This window comes from Paraglaciecola mesophila KMM 241 (assembly GCF_000315015.1).
Classification (GTDB): Bacteria; Pseudomonadota; Gammaproteobacteria; order Enterobacterales; family Alteromonadaceae; genus Paraglaciecola; species Paraglaciecola mesophila.
In genome coordinates, this window is record NZ_BAEP01000007.1 from 61442 (window position 1) to 79607 (window position 18166).

General features: G+C 44.4%; 15 protein-coding genes. 9 read left to right on the forward strand and 6 right to left on the reverse strand.

What is annotated here, in order from left to right; genetic code table 11:
• Nucleotides 1-12 precede the first annotated feature (12 nt).
• Both sspA and GMES_RS02660 read left to right on the forward strand, forming a co-directional pair.
• Nucleotides 13-645, forward strand: a complete 633-nt coding sequence (gene sspA, locus GMES_RS02655; RefSeq protein WP_006991017.1) for a stringent starvation protein SspA — start codon at nt 13-15, stop codon at nt 643-645.
• A 14-nt stretch (nt 646-659) separates the two neighbouring features.
• Nucleotides 660-1085 (forward strand): ClpXP protease specificity-enhancing factor, encoded by a 426-nt coding sequence (locus GMES_RS02660; protein ID WP_006991018.1) that lies wholly within the window; start codon nt 660-662, stop codon nt 1083-1085.
• A 206-nt stretch (nt 1086-1291) separates the two neighbouring features.
• On the opposite strand, the gene dolP is transcribed toward GMES_RS02660, so the two are convergent.
• The 4 genes from dolP to GMES_RS02680 are packed head-to-tail and all read right to left on the reverse strand — an operon-like array spanning nt 1292 to nt 4829.
• The gene (gene dolP / locus GMES_RS02665) at nt 1292-1870 is read right to left on the reverse strand and encodes a division/outer membrane stress-associated lipid-binding lipoprotein (protein WP_006991019.1); all 579 of its coding nucleotides are present in this window, start codon (nt 1868-1870) and stop codon (nt 1292-1294) included.
• A gap of 4 nt (nt 1871-1874) precedes the next feature.
• The gene (locus tag GMES_RS02670; protein ID WP_006991020.1) at nt 1875-2468 is read right to left on the reverse strand and encodes a phosphoheptose isomerase; all 594 of its coding nucleotides are present in this window, start codon (nt 2466-2468) and stop codon (nt 1875-1877) included.
• Nucleotides 2469-2491: 23 nt separating this feature from the next.
• Nucleotides 2492-2866, reverse strand: coding sequence for a YraN family protein (locus tag GMES_RS02675; RefSeq protein ID WP_006991021.1), 375 nt, complete (start codon nt 2864-2866; stop codon nt 2492-2494).
• The gene (locus tag GMES_RS02680) at nt 2853-4829 is read right to left on the reverse strand and encodes a penicillin-binding protein activator (protein WP_039986353.1); all 1977 of its coding nucleotides are present in this window, start codon (nt 4827-4829) and stop codon (nt 2853-2855) included. The genes GMES_RS02675 and GMES_RS02680 overlap by 14 nt, the downstream gene beginning before the upstream one ends.
• Before the next feature lie 152 nt (nt 4830-4981).
• Here GMES_RS02680 and rsmI point away from each other — a divergent pair, with 152 nt between their 5' ends.
• From rsmI to GMES_RS02700, 4 genes are all read left to right on the forward strand, one after another.
• The gene (gene rsmI, locus GMES_RS02685) at nt 4982-5821 is read left to right on the forward strand and encodes a 16S rRNA (cytidine(1402)-2'-O)-methyltransferase (RefSeq protein ID WP_006991023.1); all 840 of its coding nucleotides are present in this window, start codon (nt 4982-4984) and stop codon (nt 5819-5821) included.
• Between the two features lie 73 nt (nt 5822-5894).
• Nucleotides 5895-6392: a hypothetical protein gene (locus tag GMES_RS02690; protein WP_006991024.1), complete on the forward strand. Its 498-nt coding sequence runs from the start codon at nt 5895-5897 to the stop codon at nt 6390-6392.
• A gap of 76 nt (nt 6393-6468) precedes the next feature.
• Entirely contained in the window at nt 6469-7122 is a 654-nt protein-coding gene (locus tag GMES_RS02695; protein ID WP_006991025.1) for a 2OG-Fe(II) oxygenase, read from the forward strand.
• A 157-nt stretch (nt 7123-7279) separates the two neighbouring features.
• Entirely contained in the window at nt 7280-8530 is a 1251-nt protein-coding gene (locus GMES_RS02700; protein WP_085949600.1) for an alpha/beta hydrolase family protein, read from the forward strand.
• 102 nt (nt 8531-8632) lie between these two features.
• Here the strand turns inward: GMES_RS02700 and GMES_RS02705 are convergent, their stop codons facing one another.
• Both GMES_RS02705 and GMES_RS02710 read right to left on the reverse strand, forming a co-directional pair.
• Nucleotides 8633-9832: a dipeptidase gene (locus GMES_RS02705; protein WP_006991027.1), complete on the reverse strand. Its 1200-nt coding sequence runs from the start codon at nt 9830-9832 to the stop codon at nt 8633-8635.
• A 244-nt stretch (nt 9833-10076) separates the two neighbouring features.
• Nucleotides 10077-12233 carry an alpha-galactosidase gene (locus tag GMES_RS02710; protein ID WP_006991028.1) on the reverse strand — a complete coding sequence of 719 codons (2157 nt, stop codon included), beginning with the start codon at nt 12231-12233 and terminating at the stop codon, nt 10077-10079.
• A gap of 535 nt (nt 12234-12768) precedes the next feature.
• On the opposite strand from GMES_RS02710, the gene GMES_RS02715 reads away from it, so the two are divergent.
• From GMES_RS02715 to GMES_RS02725, 3 genes are all read left to right on the forward strand, one after another.
• The gene (locus GMES_RS02715) at nt 12769-15528 is read left to right on the forward strand and encodes a TonB-dependent receptor (protein ID WP_006991029.1); all 2760 of its coding nucleotides are present in this window, start codon (nt 12769-12771) and stop codon (nt 15526-15528) included.
• Nucleotides 15529-15801: 273 nt separating this feature from the next.
• Nucleotides 15802-17328: a tryptophan halogenase family protein gene (locus GMES_RS02720; RefSeq protein ID WP_006991032.1), complete on the forward strand. Its 1527-nt coding sequence runs from the start codon at nt 15802-15804 to the stop codon at nt 17326-17328.
• A gap of 2 nt (nt 17329-17330) precedes the next feature.
• Nucleotides 17331-18095 carry a SapC family protein gene (locus GMES_RS02725; protein ID WP_006991033.1) on the forward strand — a complete coding sequence of 255 codons (765 nt, stop codon included), beginning with the start codon at nt 17331-17333 and terminating at the stop codon, nt 18093-18095.
• Nucleotides 18096-18166 lie beyond the last annotated feature (71 nt).

The window sequence follows — 18166 nt, forward strand, 5'->3', positions numbered from 1 at the left end:
GGAGGAAGCTTAATGGCTGTAGCCACAAATAAACGTTCTATCATGACGTTGTTCTCAGACACCATTGATATCTATAGTCATCAAGTGCGTATCGTACTTGCTGAAAAAGGTGTTGGAGTAGAAATCAGCTATATCGAGAAAAACAACCTGTCTGAAGATTTAATTGATTTAAATCCTTATGGCACGGTTCCAACCTTGGTTGACAGAGAATTGGTGCTTTATAATTCTCATATCATCATGGAATATTTGGACGAGCGTTTTCCTCACCCTCCATTGATGCCTGTATATCCTGTATCTCGTGGGCAAAGCCGCTTGACCATGCACCGTATTCAGAATGATTGGTATGTGCTTGCTGAGCAAATTCTAGCGGGTAAAGGGGATGTAGCAGCTGCGCGTAATGAGTTGCGTGAAGCGTTGTTGAGCTTGGCACCATTGTTTGCAGAGACGCCGTTCTTTATGAGCGAAGAATTCAGTCTTGTAGATTGCTACCTTGCTCCGTTATTGTGGCGTTTGCCGTCTCTTGGAATCGAATTGACCGGCAATGGCGCGAAAGATGTACGCACTTATATGAATCGCATTTTCGAAAGAAGTTCGTTCAAAGCATCTTTGACGGACCAAGAACGCGAAATTCATAACCCTCTTTAGTGGGAAATGACAATATGACATCAAATCAGCCTTATTTACTCCGTGCATTCTACGAATGGATTGTGGATAACAATTTGACACCTTATATCGTGGTTGATGCACATGTTTCAGGTACCTTAGTGCCGCAAGAACATGTTCGTGATGGTCAGATAGTACTTAATGTTTCCCCCGCCTCTTGTGGCAAGTTGTTGCTAGGCAACGACGAAATTACCTTTGATGCTCGCTTCGGCGGTGTGCCACGTAATATCGTTGTTCCATGCAAGGCGGTTTTAGCAATTTACGCTAAAGAAAATGGTGCAGGTACGGTATTTACACCTGAAGATGATTTTGAGGGGGATGGCAGCGACTTAACGCCAACACCTGTTCAATCATCAGATACACCAGATAAAGCGCCAGCCCCAAGTAAAAAGGGCAAGCCCAATTTAACTATTGTTAAGTAAGGTGTTACACATTTAAAAAAGGTGCCTAGAGGCACCTTTTTTTATGTCTATTGTTCTACTGCTAGCATGTAAGTGCTCCTGCTTGAACAGGTTGGAGCCTAATACCTTTTTCAGCGAACAATCAACCTCTCAGCGATACTTAAAAGACTAAATCAAGCACCCTACGAGGTATCAGGCAGCGCTTTTGATTTAGCCGTTATGTACTGCTACAGATACTCAAATGCTTTGATCACTTGTTTCACGCCGTCAATATTACGCGCCACTGTGGCTGCTACTTCTGCTTCTTTAGTACTAACCAAGCCCATTAGGAAAACCTCAGAGTTTTCGACCGCCACATGAATGTGGAAGCCATCTATGCGTTTGTCCGCGACTAGGTTGGCCTTAATTTTAGAGGTAAGCCATACGTCATGGGTAGTGGTGCTGGCTGAAACTGGCGAGCCGAGTCGAACTTGATTGTGCAATTTTTCTATGTTTTTAACAGATGTCGCCGCCACTTGGGCTTGATTGATTAATGCTTCATTCGGTGCTTGACCAACTAACAAAACCGAACCGTTAAAAACGTGAACATGGATATTCGCTTGCTCGTCAATGGCTTTATTGTCAGACAAGGCGATAGAGATACGACTTGAAACGGTTTTATCGTCAAGTTGAGTGCCCAATGAACGACGATCGTGGGCGGCAGAGGCCGCACCGACACCAGCGCCTACCACTAATGCAGCGCAACCTTGCAAAAGGCTAAGGGCTAACAATGCACCTATAAGTAATTTAGGATGATAATTTAACACGTCATTATTCCTGTGAAGTTTCTGGGAAAAGGCAATCGTCTACCCCTTCGCATAAGTTATGTATAACCAATAAATGTACTTCGTGAATACGCACGGCGCGACTTGATGGAACACGGATTTCCACGTCATTCGGCCCGAGTAACCCTGCCATTTCACCGCCATCCAGCCCAGTTAACGCAACAATCGTCATATCACGACTCAAAGCGGCCTCCATCGCGCTAATAACGCTTCTAGAGGCACCGTTAGGTGATATGGCAAGTAGTATATCGCCTGTTTGCCCAAGGGCGCGCACCTGTTTAGAAAACGCTTCGTCATAGCTGTAGTCATTGGCAATAGAGGTCATAGTTGAGGTGTCTGTGCTCAAAGCAATGGCGGGTAAACTTGGTCTCTCTCGCTCATACCGATTAAGCATTTGAGACGCAAAGCTTTGGGCATGGGCTGCCGAACCACCGTTACCGCAAGACAGTATTTTATTTCCGTTGATAAGTGCATTGACCATCATTTGCGTTGCAAGTGCAATGGGCTCGGGTAATTCTTCTAACGAAGCAATCATAGTTTGAATGCTCTCGGTAAAATTGGCTTTAACACTCTCTAACATTCATGCTCCAGTGCGCGTTGTTGTTATACATACTTTAACCAACTGATTTTATCATTGTTGTTACCTAATACATCTATGCCGACTATATCAATTCTATGGGCGATTAACGAAGGATTCAGCTGATTGTCTAGCATGTAATGCTGTATGGCAGACTCAAATTTACGCCGTTTATGGGGGTGAAAAAACTCCACTGCACTCCCAAACTGCTGTCCGCTACGATATTTGACTTCAACGAAGACTAGTTCTTGATTGTCGCGCATGATGATATCGATTTCGCCGCTTCGGCAGCGGTAATTTTGCGTCACTAATTTAAGCCCTTGTTGCTTTAAATAAGCTAATGCCTTGGCTTCGCCTTGCGCGCCCTTAGTTAAAGAGCGCAGCGGGTTAGTCCATGGCAATGGGGATGACCCGGTCTTGCGCTACTTTCGCCCAGGGCAGTACGCGGTGAACTTCCCCATCCGCACTGATACTCAACTCGCCACTCAAGCCTTTCACCGAAGTGATCGGCAGGAGTTTCAAATGGCGTAGCTTAGGTACTAGGTTATAGGCATCGTAACCAAGGGCAAACAGGCGTAATAAACTATCTTGGGTTTGAGGCCATAAGGCCTGGGTATCGTTTGCTAAGTCTTGCCAAGGGTTATTGGGCATCATCCATGGCATATCAATAAAGGTTAAATTGCGTAAATCTCGAATACTGTTTTTGTTTAATTCCAAGGTGTAACTTCTTGATGAGGCGAACACGGAAATTTCGCGAGCGGCGAAAGGACTCAAGCTCGACTCAATAATAGGGTTAAGTAATTCAGTCTGTTCCGGGTTAGCAAACAGAATAATCGCATCTACATCTCGGCGATTGCGCTCTACTGCGTATACTTCACTGGTGGTAAGTAACTCTATTTGTTTCACGCGCTGGCGGCTTTGGGCTACATCTAATAACTCAGACACCAACTTGCGCATATTTTTACTGTCGGTGAAGGTGCCTTTTGCCGGGATAACGTAGTCTTGTTGTTGGTCATTCTGTTGCCATTGTTGAATGAAAGCCTCAGACATGCGCTGGGTGGTACTCGTGTCAGCCGCTAATACTATGGGATGGCGCAGGCCCAGGTCATGGATGTGCTTGGCCAGTTGAATGGCTTCATCTTCAGGGGCTAGTGAAAAGTAAAAAACTTCTGGCGATGCTGTGGAAAGTGTTTCAAGAGCCACATCAAAATTTGGCAGTGTCATGTTTTCTGCCGGCACTGCTTGATCCACAATGGTGTTATCCACTACTGCAGTATCCAGCGTTTTATTTTCGATAATAGAGTCAATACGATTTAACGCTAATACTGATTTATTGGCTGGTAAAAATGCTATTAATTGAGCAATCTTCTCTTTTAGTAGCGGCCCAATAATCGTATCGTAGTCAGTGACCTGTTCACTCAACTCCTCGGGTGTTTTCAAAGCTGAATCAAAAAACTGTAATTCAATGTGTGGGGCCGAAGCTTGGCTGTTTAACGATGACGCGCTGTTCAAATGAGCTAAATATGCTGCAATAATTCCGTCTTTAATTGCGTTCCCTTGGCTAGAAAGTCTCCCTGTTAGCGGTAACAACACCGCCACTCGCTTGGGTGCTATAGTGTCTTGCTCCATGGCGTTGACTAACGCCTCAGGAAGTACCTCAGATAAGGGGTGAGATGGATGCTTACTTTGCCACCGGTTTACCTGAAGTTTTAAACTTTGAGGCTGCGTGCCTAGCTGTTGAATAATCGTTTTAAGTTCAATCCATGACTTTAGCCTTGGTTCATCTACCACGGCTTGCTTTTCTTGCTTGTTGGTTAGGTTGCCAATCGCACGCCATAATCTAAGGCTATTTTCTTGATTGAGGTTGCCAGCTGCCAATAAATTCTTGCTGACAGCTAACCAAGCATGTTGCTGTTCGTCAATAACGGCCTGTAATGCACTGAGCTGAGCTGACTCATGTTTGCTTTTAAGCAATTTATTCACAAGCTTTTGTGCTTGGGATACTGCAGGGGTAGGCAACTGCATATAACACTGAGCCAACAGCAATTGAGCTTCAGATTGAAGGTCAGGGTGAATAAGTTCAGGCGTAAGGATATTAAGCAACTTGATACTGGCATTGCAGTTATCTTCTTGCTGCAACACAGACGCGGCTTGCAATATCAACCTATTGCGCTCGGTGGTGTCACCCGTCTGTGCAAACTGACGTTGCGCTTGGTTTAGGTAATATTGACTGTTAAGCTCTCGGTCTGGTTGCACTACCTTGATATCTGGTCGTTTTACCGAGTTTTTTTTGTTCGGCGTATCTGCACAGGAGGCCATAAAAACGACTAGGCTAACAACCACTACCGACCTGATTAATTTCATTTAACGTGCACTCACTTAACATCTTGATAATTCGCCCGTTAGTTTATACCAACGCTGACAAATATCTACCTACTCAGGGCTTAGAGAAACGGGAAGTTACAAGGTAAAATAGCGACATCAATGTCCAACGGCATATTTAAAAGGCATACAAAGTGGCAAATTTTGGAAAGCTCTTCATTGTTCCTACTCCTATCGGTAATTTAGAAGATATTACTCTGCGCGCAATCCGTACCTTAAATGAGGTGGATTTGATTGCTGCAGAAGATACGCGCCATAGCCAAAAACTCATGCAGCACTTTGACATCTCTACACGCTTAATCTCATTGCATGATCACAATGAAGCACAGCGGGCGACACAGCTCATTGAAAAGTTGCAACAAGGTTTGAATATTGCGCTTATCTCCGATGCGGGCACACCGCTGATCAGCGATCCAGGATATGGGTTTGTGAATCAATGCAGGGCCAATAGTGTTGATGTGATCCCTTTACCTGGGGCATGCGCGGCAGTTACAGCATTAAGTGGCGCGGGACTCGCTACTGACAGGTTTCGTTTTGAAGGCTTTTTGCCGGCCAAACAACAAGCGAAAACCCAAGTGCTTGAGTCAATAGAGCGTGAGACAGCTACGTGCGTGTTTTATGAATCTCCACGCAGAATTGCTGATACAGTGCAAGCTGTTGTTGACGTGCTAGGGGCTGAACGCAAGGTGGTGGTAGCAAAAGAGCTGAGTAAGACCTTTGAGACCTTTTATTCAGGTACGGCAGGAGAAGCGCTCGAGTGGTTGCACGCGGATTCGAATCATCAACGAGGTGAGTTTGTATTGATGATTGCGGGGCATAAATCTGACGTAAACGACATTCCAGAAGAGGCATTGAAGTTGCTTAAGTTATTGATGGCTGAATTGCCGCCTAAGAAAGCAGCCGCTATTGTTGCCCAGCAATACGGTCTTAAAAAGAATACGCTATATCAAATTGGTTTAGAGTTTGGCAGTTAGGCATAATGTTAATGTGCCTAACTCTTAGCGCTTACGTGGCGTTGTTAGGTATCACAGGGGGAGTCTAAATTTAGTGCGAAGTAGTGTGATTTCACCTATCATCCTCGACATTGAGGCTAGTGGTTTCGGTGCTGGCAGTTATCCCATTGAAGTGGGCGTTGCACTGGACGCTAACACACGCTTCTGCCGGCTTATTCGTCCACAAAATGACTGGCAACATTGGAGCGAAGAAGCACAACGGCTGCATGGCATCACTCGGAGTATGTTGCTTGAAAAAGGTGCGCCTGTGCATCAAGTCTGTATCGAACTTAATCATTTATTGAATGGGCGCACTGCTTATTCCGATGGGTGGGTTGTAGATAGTCCGTGGTTATCGCGCTTATACGAAAGTGCAGGCATGAGTATGACCTTCGAATTAAGTCAGCTTGAAATGATATTAAATGAACATCAGATGGATAATTGGCATGTGGCAAAATCCCGCATCTTATCCAAAACGGGAGAGCAACGTCACCGTGCAAGTTTTGATGCTTCCATTATTTTACAAACCTACTTAGCCACACGTAACAGTTAATTTATCTGCCAATCCTGGCGCGCTTGCAAGAGCATAACCCTCGGCCTTTCTGCCATCCATTAGGACTCAATATTACATGCAAACACATGAAGCCGGTTGCTTAGATGAGCAAGTGATCGCGTATATTTGTGAGCAACTAACCATTACAGGTTACTGTGTTGTATCTGACTTTTTGCCTGAGCTGGTGATAAATGCTCTATATCTCGAAGCGAGTAGCGATGTTCGTCTTAACTTTAAGCAAGCCTCCATTGGCCGTGAGCAACTTCAACAAGTGAATACTAGTGTGCGCAGTGACAGTATTGCGTGGATCAACGGTCAAAGTGAATCTCAACGCTTATTTTTGAAATTAATGGAAAATCTGAGGATAGAGATAAATCGCCGTCTGTTTATGGGACTTTTCGATTACGAGAGCCATTACGCGCATTACGGCCAAGGTGATTTTTATAAACGCCACGTGGATGCCTTTAAAGGAAATAGCAATCGACTGCTTAGCAGTGTTGTGTATTTAAACGCTGATTGGGTTAAAGCGGATGAAGGGGAATTACTTATGTTTCATGATGAGCAAGTATCACCTTTTTTAATAGTAGAGCCTATTTTTAACCAGTGTGTTATTTTTTTGAGTGAACAATTTCCCCACGAAGTCCGCGCGGCTAAAAGGGATCGTTACAGTATTGCGGGATGGTTTCGCACCAACAACAGTATCGGTGGGCAAATCGATCCTCCGCGCTAAAAACATTTGCATGCATAATCAGTGTTGCTTTAAATATTACAAATAATATAAATTTCTCAATTAATATACTGCGCGTAACCACAATTCGAAAAAGAGACATAAAGAAGAGAAAAAGATGAAGAGATTTAATTCTACCGCTGCCCTCACAGCATTGACCATGATAACGGCAAGTTTAATCGCTCGAGCAGATGAGCAGCTATACACATTACAACCATCTATTACACCGGAACTGGCTGTTGCTGGGCAGTACACGGTTGGCGTGCAAACGCTTAAGGTGACCCACGAAAAGCAACTTGATACCCAGACCTTTACATCGCAAAAAGACCGCCCACTGACCTTAGAGGTATGGTATCCAGCTGATGCTCAAGCGGCTAATACCCCAACTGCTACTTATGAAAACGTCACCCGCTTGCACAAGCCTTTTAACTTAGTGGGCAAGGCTCACCGAGACGCCTCTCCTCAAGCATCAGGTCAATTCCCCCTGGTTGTGCTGTCCCATGGTTATACAGGCTACCGGACGATCATGTTTTATCTTGGTGAGCATCTAGCAAGCCATGGTTATGTCGTTGTGGGAATTGACCATACAGACTCGACAACCGGGGATGTAGATTTTGTGAATTCAGGCTTCTCTGGTTTCCCTAGTACCTTAATAAACCGTGCCCGGGACCAACAATTTGTGCTCGATTATTTTAGCCAAGACAGTTCAAACATCGCGAAGATTGCTGACACCAAAGATGCTGCTGTGATTGGCTATTCAATGGGCGGCTTTGGCGCAATTAGCACTATTGGTGCCTGCTACGACTTCAATCAAGCGGGTTTACAACGTCTAGGGTTCCCTGAAGAGGCGGCCAAGCAGCTAGTGCCGGTATTTAATAGTTGTAACGCGGGTAGAGAGTCAGTAGATCCACGTTGGAAAGCCATGATCGCTTACGCGCCTTGGGGCGGCGAAACCTCAGTACATGATGCGAAATCGATGGCGAATATTACGGTTCCAAGTCTTTATGTATCAGGGGATCAAGACGATGTCTCCGGTTATGAAAACGGTGTTAAAAAACTTTTTGAGCAAACCGGCAGCGATAACAAGTATCTGATGGTGTATGAAAATGCCCGGCATAACATTGCACCTCATCCAGCACCTAAAGTGGCATACGAAACTGACGCTGATTTAGGCCACTATATCGAGCCTAGTTGGGATAACGAGCAGCTTAATCGTGTGAATATGCATATGAGTTTGGCGTTTTTAGATTGTTTCGTGAAAAGTGACCAGAGTAAATGCGCTTATTTACCGACCCGCGATAATGCCACTCAGGTTAAAGATAGCGACGGTAAACTGAGTGAGGCATGGCCAGGCTTTGCTGACCGCTGGGCGACGGGCATTCGCTTTTACCGCGGCGCAAACGCCAAGTAGCGTTACGGCATGTAATCAGTCAATTTTGCATTGAATAAAAGCCACCGCATAAAAAGCCCGTTTATCTGGTTATAAACGGGCTTTTTAGTGATTGACTAAAAGTTAATGCTCCGCGGCGTAGTCTTCAACGGCTTTCCAAACGCGTAAGAAATTACCACTTAGTATTTTCTTGATATCCGTTTGTGAGTAATCACGATCCATTAAACCTTGTACCAAATTGGGATAGGTGGATACGTCTTTCAAGCCTTCTGGTAATGAGTCGCCTACACCGTCATAATCTGAACCAATACCCACATGGTCAATGCCGATAAGGTCAACTACGTGGTCAATGTGATCTAGCACGGTATCCACGTTGGCGAACGGGAACGGATTTTTAGCAATATACTCTTCATCGAACGCAGCGACTAATGGGCTGTCTTTACCTTCTTTTTCCACAAGTGCTTTACGCTTTGCAGTCATCTGATTACGCCAGTTTTGTGAAATTTTACTGACAAAAGTAGAACCGAAGTTAATTTGGATAACGCCGCCGTTATCACCTAAGGCTTTGATCATGTCATCGTCCATGTTGCGCTCAAAACCCGGTGTGAACTTACGCAATGAAGAATGAGATGCGATAACGGGCACCTTGCTCACTTCGATAGCTTGATAGAATGCTTTATCTGATACGTGAGAAATATCTACCATTACGCCTATGTTATTCATTTCTTCGACCAAGGTTTTACCGAAAGGGCTTAAACCCTTCCATTTACGACGGATATCGTAAGAGGAGTCAGCAATATGGTTGCTTTGGGAATGAGCGAGGGTGATATAGCGAATACCGCGCTCATGAAATGTTTTAAGGTTATCCAAATTGCCTTGAATAGGAGAGCCATTTTCCATGCCCATAGGCAGTGAAATCAAACCTTGTTCAAATTGTTCCCTTACATCCGCAACGCTTTTCGCAATCGCGAATTTATCCGGTGCACGGCCAACAATCGCTTCAACATAATCAATCAGTTTATGGGCAAGGGCAGTGGACTCGTCAGAATCATCTAGGCTGGCGGGCACGTAAATAGACATGAAAGGCGCGTTTAAACCGCCTTCTTTTGCTCTTGGATAGTCAAAATCACCGCCATCGGTGGCCTGTGTAACATCTACCCATTTTTCACTGACGCGATAGGGAACATCAATATGCGAATCAATAAGAATAGTGTCTTGAGTGAGCTGAGTTGCCTCTTCAGATGCCTGATAAGCTGCGCTCACCGAGCTTGAAATAGCCAGTGTGCAGGCAATAAATAATGCAGTTTTATGTAAGGTCTTCATGTCGTTCCTTGGATTATATTTTTATAAGATGTGAGTCTCGCTGCTGATTGGCGATTCTGCCGTACACGCCAGTTAATTACAGCGTATTTAGCGATGGTATAAAGGAAGTTGGGGTGAAGTAAAGGGCGCGGCAATTAAACTAAGTTAAATTTAAAAACGTGGGAATTAAAAGATTGTGAGCTGAAGAGTCAGAAATAAAAAGCCGCGCTAGCCAAATCAGCAAGCGCGGCACAAATCTAGCGCGTTACACTTTTGTAAGATGGAACAACAAGCTGCTTTGCGGCGTAAGCAAGGGCATTTGCATACCCAATTGCATCAGTAATTCACCGCTAAAGACTTGACCGTCAACAGCACTAAGGTGATTAGCAAAACCGAACAAGACAGCCTTAGGCCATTTGTCAGTGTTCTTTATCGGCCAAATGATATCGAGCTTGTACTGGCTGTTTTTCTCTAAACCTGCAAACTTATATTGATCTGGTAGGGTGGCCGAGCTGCATGCCACTAAACTGTATGAGAACAATGCCTGCGACTTATCTTTGGCAACAATACCTAGCCCATTCATATACGCTGGAAGTTCTAAGCGGAACAAATCGCCGCTGTGCACTAACGCCCGATGTTGCTTGTATAAGTCGGTCATGGCTTTGAGCTCGACTTTTTCGGCGTCGGTTAGCTCACGTAAATCCATCTCCATGCCCATGTGACCGAACAAGGTCACTGAAGCACGCATTTCCATTGAAACGGTGCGATGGGTAATGTGACACTCTCTTGGGCCTACGTGTGAGCCCATAAGCTCTGAAGGCAAGAAATACGAGAAACCGTTTTGAATTTTGAGACGCTCAAGTGCGTCGTTAGAATCTGAAGTCCATACGCGGTCAGTGCGCGCCAGTACGCCATAGTCAGCACGACCGCCACCAGATGCACAGCTTTCAACTTCCACTTGCGGGTGTGTTTCACGAATTTTATCCAGTAAGCGATACACAGCATGTATTTGATTATGACCGCCTGGCTTACCGCTATGGTTGCCTTGATGGTTCAAATCGCGGTTCATGTCCCATTTTACGTAGCTAATATCGTATTCAGATAGCAAAGAGTCTAAACGCTCGAACAAATAATCAAATACTTCAGGTCTAGATAAGTCCAAAACAAGCTGATTACGGCAATCTATTTGCTTACTGATTTCATTGCCCAATACCCACTCAGGGTGCTGGCGGTATAGGTCACTGTCCGGGTTGACCATTTCTGGTTCGAACCACAAACCAAATTCTAAGCCTTGGGCTTTAACGTGATCAATGACCGGGGTTAATCCCTCTGGGTAAAACTTTTTGTCTACGTACCAATCGCCTAACCCTGCCTTGTCATCGTTGCGGCCAATAAACCAACCGTCGTCTAACACGAAGCGTTCAGCGCCCATTTCAGCAGCTCTTTCGGCTAGGTCTTTCAGCGTATCTACGTCGTGGTTGAAGTATATGCCTTCCCAGGTGTTGTAGTGCACTGGGCGAGGCTTATCGTGCACGCTTTGTCGAATAATGTGGGTTCGTACGTACTGATGAAACTGCTGAGACAGCACAGACAAGCCTTGGTCAGTGTAGCTAGCAAACAAAGTCGGTGTTTGGTAGCTCTGGTTTTTACTCAACACTATTTCGCCTGGAAATAACAACTCGCCCATTTGCACATAAGAGCGGCCATCAGCCATTTTTTCAGCGACGATTTTATGATTGCCGCTCCAGCCTAAATGGAAACCATAGGCCTCACCTTGGGCTTGATTGGTCGTTTTAGGGTGCAACAATAAAGCTGGGTAGCTGTCGTGTGAGGTTTTACCTCGGCGATTTTCGCGCACATAAGAACCAAAGAATTTATCCAGTGAGTGCTGCTGAAACTCACCCGCCCAGTGGCCTTCAAAGCCGATAATTTGATCAAAGTCAGCTGGGGTCGGAATAGTGGCCGCTGCGCACCAATCAAGCGTAATGGTTTGCTCAGTGATGTTATTTAACGCTGTATCAAACGTGAGTACATCTGTGTCTTGGTCTAGCTTTATCGTGACAACAACTTCAACACCGCGAGCAGAATCAAGACTGGTTAGGGTGACGCTGTGCTCATTACTCTGAGTCACAGTCTTTAACTTAGGATTTGCAGCCCACTGGTCGCTATCGCCATGCAAACTTAGCCCAGGTAACCCGGTAAAGCCTTGTCCAGACGTCGGGGTTACGCATAGGTCAAGTTCAACAATTGGAGAAACCGGTGCTTCTTGACGTAAGCGGAGTGCGCGCATCATCTCGCCGGTAGATTGTTCTGACAGTTTAGCGCGCCAATAAATGATCTGTGGCGTTTCGTACCCGACGTCTAAAATTAGGCTGCTCTTTTGCCCATGCAGGGCAATGAATTGTGCGGCATGTTGCGTCATATAGGGTCCTCAAATTAAGTGATTTTGTTCATATTAAAGCGAATAAGACATTTTACTCGGTTTTTAAAGCATATAAATAGTATTATTTAACTTCTGGTAACATATTGTGCAGTAAAGGCTGACTTTTCGATGGCCAATAATAGCGCTAAAGCCCACTGAAATTACGGACTTTGTAAATTTTACCTTTATTTAACCAAAGTCAAAAGCACACTGATAATAAACGACTATGCTATTAAAGGTTGTTTTTGATTAAGCCTAAAAACTAGTCTTTTTACATAAGCAACTAGATGAAAAATAACAAGTTTTTCTTTAATTTTGAGCTACCTTTATAGCGTAGTACAAATAGCGATTTAGACCTTAGTCATGTTGCGCATATGTTGACAAATTGTATTAATACTATTTAACATACATATCAATAGGTGAGCTGAGTGGCATGATCCTATAGTTATGCGAGTAGTTTGAGTGGAACGGTAAACTTGCAAAGCGCCAAAAAAAGAACACATCATATTAACAGGACACAAACGGGGCACATCCCATGAAAAAATCATACATTTGGTCGGCAGTAAAAACCGCCCTATTAGTACCTACTGTTGCTGGTTTATCTATGCAAGCAACAGCACAAGAAGCAAGCGACGACAGCAACCTTGAAGTGATTCAAGTGCGCGGGATTGTAAGCAGTTTAAAACGCGCCATGTCTGACAAAAAAGAAGCACTTATTGTTTCTGATGGCATTGCAGCTGAAGATTTGGGTAAATTCCCAGATTTGAACGTTGCTGAATCTTTGCAGCGGATCACGGGTGTTTCAATTGACCGTAGTGGTGGTGAAGGCCAAGCTGTTACAGTTCGTGGTTTCGGTCCACAATTTAACACGGTACTGGTAAATGGACGTCAACTAGCCACTGACAGTGGTGGTCGTGAGTTTAACTTTGACGTTCTTGCGGCAGATCAAATCACTGGCGCTGACGTTTATAAAAGTACACGTGCAGATCTTCAAGAAGGTGGCATTGGTGCAACAATCAATGTTTCAACTGCGCGCCCGTTTGATTACGAAGGTTTCCAACTTATTGGTTCTGTAAAAGGTATGTACGAAACCCTTTCAGAAGAAACTTCTCCCTCAGCCTCTTTCCTAGTTAGTAATACATTTAACGACGACAAAATGGGTGTGTTATTAGCCGTTTCTCGTCAAGAGCGTGATATCCAAATTAACACAGTTGGCACTGCCGGCTGGCGCCCTGGCCAAACAATTTCTAATCGTAATGACGGTGTGTTGTTAACCAATGCCTATATACCTCGTAATTGGGATCAGGCCGTTGACCAGCAAGAGCGTACGCGTACTAATGCCAGTTTAGTTTTCCAATTCGCACCATCAGATGAAGTGAACATTACCCTTGATGGTTTTGTGTCTAAGTTCGAAGTAGATTCACAAGTTACCGATTTAGCGGCTTGGTTTGAACCTGACCGCGTAGGCAGCGCAACTATCGATCAAGCAACGGGTACTTTGCTGACGTTTGATCAGCAAATTGGTCTACACGGCGGCAGCGGTGACCCAGCGTCTGACTTCGTATCTTATACACGTAACTCACGTGATTCACAGAGCGATGGTTTTGGCTTAAACGTTGAGTGGGACATTACTCCTCAACTTAAAGGCACATTCGATGTATCTACTTCATCTGCCGAAAACGATCGTGCCGGTAAAGACCGTTTCAACGTTGTGGGTATTATCAACAACTACGCATTCGATGGTACAAGCAGCGTCCCGATAGTGTCTCATGAAGGGTTTGGTGGTGATTCGCTACCTGATGCGAGTCGTGCGCGTTTACACTACAACGAAAAAGGCCAGGCATTTACTGACGAAGATGAAATCAACGAATTTAAAGCTGACTTTGTTTACCTAGCGGATTCAGACGTTTTCCAAAAAGCGCAATTTGGTATTTACCGTCAAGAGCGTGAAAAATCAGCGTTCCAGATTTATGGTAATCAATGTGCATTCTGTGGTTACGGTACTGAAGCGCCTATCGATACTATCGGTTTCGAACCTTTTACCGCTAAAAACTTTTTCCCTGGTTACCCTGAAACCTTCTATACCTATGACGGTGATGCGTATATAGATTTCCTTGCCGCATCGGGTAATCCAATAGTAACCACGCTGCAGAATAACCGTTATACCATCAACGAAGATGTGACTAGCTTGTACTTGGACTTCACGTTTATGTATGACATCGGTGATATGCCATTGGCAGTCAACGTAGGCGCACGTTACGCTGAAACAGACATTCAAGTTGCTGCAGTGCAGAGCTTTATTAAAGATGTTGTTCCAACCTCGGATTTAACCTTGTTTGCGAACGAATTTGGTCCTGCTACCGACATTCAGCAAGGCGACAGCTACTCAAATCTATTACCTAGCGTTAACGTGAAGTTAGACTTAACAGACGAAATGGTTTTACGTTTCTCTGTTTATGATTCAATGACGCGCCCAACTATGTCTCAATTGTCACCTGCTACTACATTCAATGAGCCTCGTCGTCAGAACTTAACTGCAAGTGGTGGTAACCCGTCGCTTAAGCCGTTTACCTCTGAGAACTGGGATTTATCATTCGAATGGTATTACGCTGACGCAAGTTACTTCACCTTTGCTGTGTTCAGTAAAGAAGTGGAAGACTTCATCGTGAGCTTGACTGGCGAAGAGACATTTACTTTCTCTGACCGCACAGCTGCTGATGGCTTCAGATGTAATAACGACTCTGGCGATAATTTATGTGCAGTAGGTCTAGCCCTAGACTCAACTCGCCCTGACTATGATGTTGTTGCAAACACTGAAGAATTGAACGGTGCAAGTGAAGTGTATACCGTTAGTCGTCCGCAAAATACAGAAACAACCAAAGTAACAGGCTACGAAGTTGCAGTAACTCACGTATTCGAAAATGGCTTTGGTGTCATGGCAAACGCCACTGTGGTTAACGCTGATACTGACTTCTTGGAAGGTTTAGGCGACTCACAAAACTTAGTTGTGTTCTATGAGCAAGACAACTGGCAAGCACGTATAGCATTTAACAACCGTGAAGCATTCTTACGTAACGTTGACAATGGTTTTAACGGCGAGCCTGTTAATACTCAAACCTTCGGTCAATGGGATGTGAGTGCAAGTTATGACATCAACGAGAACTTCACAGTATTCGTTGAAGGTATTAACGTAACGGAAGAAGAGCTAGTGCAAACTGGCCGTTTCGACAACCAAGTTTACTCGGTTGAAGATAACGGTGCTCGCTATGCAGTGGGTGTACGCGCCAAGTTCTAAGATTGTTATAAATATAAGCTTGTTACAAATAAGCGCAGCATGTGATTACATGTTGCGCGTATCTGATGACAACATCATGGCTCGCCAGTATAAAGCGGGCCATTTTTCCTATAAAATAACACGTTAAATAGTTTACCCCGTAAAGGATGTCAGGCTTTATCAGGTAAGTTATTTACTGGCGATTTTAGTGTTAAACCCTTACTTAGATTGAAAACAATGCTGGAGTGAAACACGCAATGCTCCACACTCGTTACTACGCGGAATAACTCATTCATGTCAAAGGCTGTTAAGAAAATTGTCATCGTTGGTGGCGGCACGGCAGGCTGGTTAACAGCTGCTATCGTAGCCGCGCAGCATAAAACAGATGATAACAACGGTTTACAGATCGTATTGGTTGAATCTTCTGATATACCCACCATTGGAGTAGGCGAGGGCACTTGGCCCACCATGAAGAACACCTTGCAGCAAATAGGTCTAAAAGAAAGCGAGGTTTTTGCTCGTTGTCACGCGGGATTTAAGCAAGGTGGTAAATTTGTTGATTGGGTGCACGGCAACGGCGATTTTTATTATCACCCCTTTACTGTTCCTCTTGGCTATGGGCGTATAGATTTAGCGCCTTATGTGGAAAAAATTGAAAACTACGCCGTAGAGTCTAACTTTCAACATCACATCTGCGAAGCCGGACTAGCGCCGCGTTCAATGGCTGAGGCCGAATACAAAGGTCAATGTAATTACGCGTATCACCTTGATGCGGGTGAGTTTGCTGAAGTACTCAAAGAACACTGTAAAAACAACCTCAACGTGACTCAAATCATCGGCACAGTTGATAAAGTAAATTTGAGCGACGATGGTGCTATTGCCTCTATTACCCTCAAAAGCGATGAGCAAATCGACGGCGATTTATTCGTTGATTGCACCGGCTTTGCTTCTTTACTCTTAGGCCAAGCGTTAGAAGTCCCTTTCATCTGTGCTGATAAAGTGCTCTTTAACGATTCAGCCATTGCTTTGCACATGCCTTATGATGATGCTACTAGCCCGATTGCCACGCACACGATAGCAACGGGGCAAAATGCAGGTTGGATCTGGGACATCGGCCTAACCCATAGACGCGGCGTGGGCCATGTTTACTCTAGTCAGTATTTATCTGATGATGAAGCCGAAGCGAATTTACGCCGTTATCTAGGCTCCGGATCTGACGATATTCCAGTACGTAAAATTGGTTTTAAATCTGGTCATCGAGCGCAAGTGTGGAAGAAAAACTGCGTAGCGGTTGGTATGGCAGCGGGTTTCGTTGAACCGTTAGAGGCCACGGCCATTATGTTAGTTGAAATATCCGCTCGTTTTATTGCGGATAATATCCCACCTGATACCAGTTTGACGCCAATAATCGAAAAGCGATTTAATCAACAAATGGCCTATCGTTGGTCGCGAATTATCGACTTTCTTAAATTGCACTACATGCTAACTAAGCGCCCTGAACCTTATTGGCAGGCGCATACCGATCCCGATTCTATACCAGAGTCATTGCAAGAAGATTTAGCTCTTTGGAAGTTTCGAGGGCCTATAACGGCCGACTTTGACGCCGCTATAGAGTTATTCCCCGCTGCCAGTTATCAATATGTATTGTACGGCATGGGCTTCAAGCCAGATTTTAGTCGTCAACCCCATCTTTATAATGAGCAAGCGAACGCGCAAAAAATTATTCATCGTAATCAGCAGCTTACTCAGCAGTTGTTGCAAACGCTTCCTCCACATAGAGAATACATAGAGCGGTGGTTAAGCACCCAGAGTATGAGATAACCATGAGTACACTTGTCGAATTAAGTAATACCGTACACAAGGATTTAAAGCTTAAAGAAAATAGCCTGGCGCAATTTGCCGCTAGCCAGCAAATAATGCGTCTTCGGGTGCCTGAAGTAGGCAAAGCTGCAACTAATTTCCCACTGTTTTTCTCACGTAATCAGCAAGATGGCAGTTGGGTGTTATCAGCGCTTAGCAGTTTTGAGCCGATGCAAAATTTGTTTGTTGAGGAAGGGCATTGGAACGCGATTTATCAACCCATCAGTTTGCAAACGTTTCCGTTTTATTTGATGCAATCTCCCAAGGTGGAAAATAGCTACACCATCGGCATATTGGAGAACAGTGAAGCTTTCTCTACAGAAACGGGTGAAGCCATATTCGATAGTGCGGGCAGAGCATCCTTGTATCTCACTAAAGCGAAAAATTTATTAGAAGCAAGTATCAAACAAGACATAGACACCTATCGCTTTACTCAAGAAGTCGAAGCGTTGGGTCTTGTTAAAACCATTGATCTGCAATTAGTTTTTGAAGATGGCAATACACAGAATATCGCAGGTTTGTGCACCATTGATGAGGACAAATTACAGAGTCTACCTGCTGAGAAAATGACTGCGCTAAATGATAGTGGCTACTTAATTGCTATTCATGCCATGTTGCTGTCGATTTATCAGTTAAATCTATTACTTAGAAAGCACAACGAACGTAATACTCAAAATAAGATCACTCAACTTAAAATTGAAGTAGCAAAAGACAGAGTGGCATCTTAACCCTTTAAACTTGTTCAGACTTTGCCACATTTCTGGGTGGTATATAACTGAATTATTAAGCACATAAATAG

What these genes read in the sequence shown, in the direction of transcription:
- sspA (WP_006991017.1), top strand. Translation starts at nt 13, where the DNA reads ATGGCTGTAGCCACAAATAAACGTTCTATCATGACGTTGTTCTCAGAC.
- GMES_RS02660 (WP_006991018.1), top strand. Translation starts at nt 660, where the DNA reads ATGACATCAAATCAGCCTTATTTACTCCGTGCATTCTACGAATGGATT.
- GMES_RS02670 (WP_006991020.1), bottom strand. Translation starts at nt 2,468, where the DNA reads ATGTTAGAGAGTGTTAAAGCCAATTTTACCGAGAGCATTCAAACTATG.
- GMES_RS02680 (WP_039986353.1), bottom strand. Translation starts at nt 4,829, where the DNA reads ATGAAATTAATCAGGTCGGTAGTGGTTGTTAGCCTAGTCGTTTTTATG.
- GMES_RS02695 (WP_006991025.1), top strand. Translation starts at nt 6,469, where the DNA reads ATGCAAACACATGAAGCCGGTTGCTTAGATGAGCAAGTGATCGCGTAT.
- GMES_RS02700 (WP_085949600.1), top strand. Translation starts at nt 7,280, where the DNA reads ATGATAACGGCAAGTTTAATCGCTCGAGCAGATGAGCAGCTATACACA.
- GMES_RS02705 (WP_006991027.1), bottom strand. Translation starts at nt 9,832, where the DNA reads ATGAAGACCTTACATAAAACTGCATTATTTATTGCCTGCACACTGGCT.
- GMES_RS02710 (WP_006991028.1), bottom strand. Translation starts at nt 12,233, where the DNA reads ATGACGCAACATGCCGCACAATTCATTGCCCTGCATGGGCAAAAGAGC.
- GMES_RS02715 (WP_006991029.1), top strand. Translation starts at nt 12,769, where the DNA reads ATGAAAAAATCATACATTTGGTCGGCAGTAAAAACCGCCCTATTAGTA.
- GMES_RS02720 (WP_006991032.1), top strand. Translation starts at nt 15,802, where the DNA reads ATGTCAAAGGCTGTTAAGAAAATTGTCATCGTTGGTGGCGGCACGGCA.
- GMES_RS02725 (WP_006991033.1), top strand. Translation starts at nt 17,331, where the DNA reads ATGAGTACACTTGTCGAATTAAGTAATACCGTACACAAGGATTTAAAG.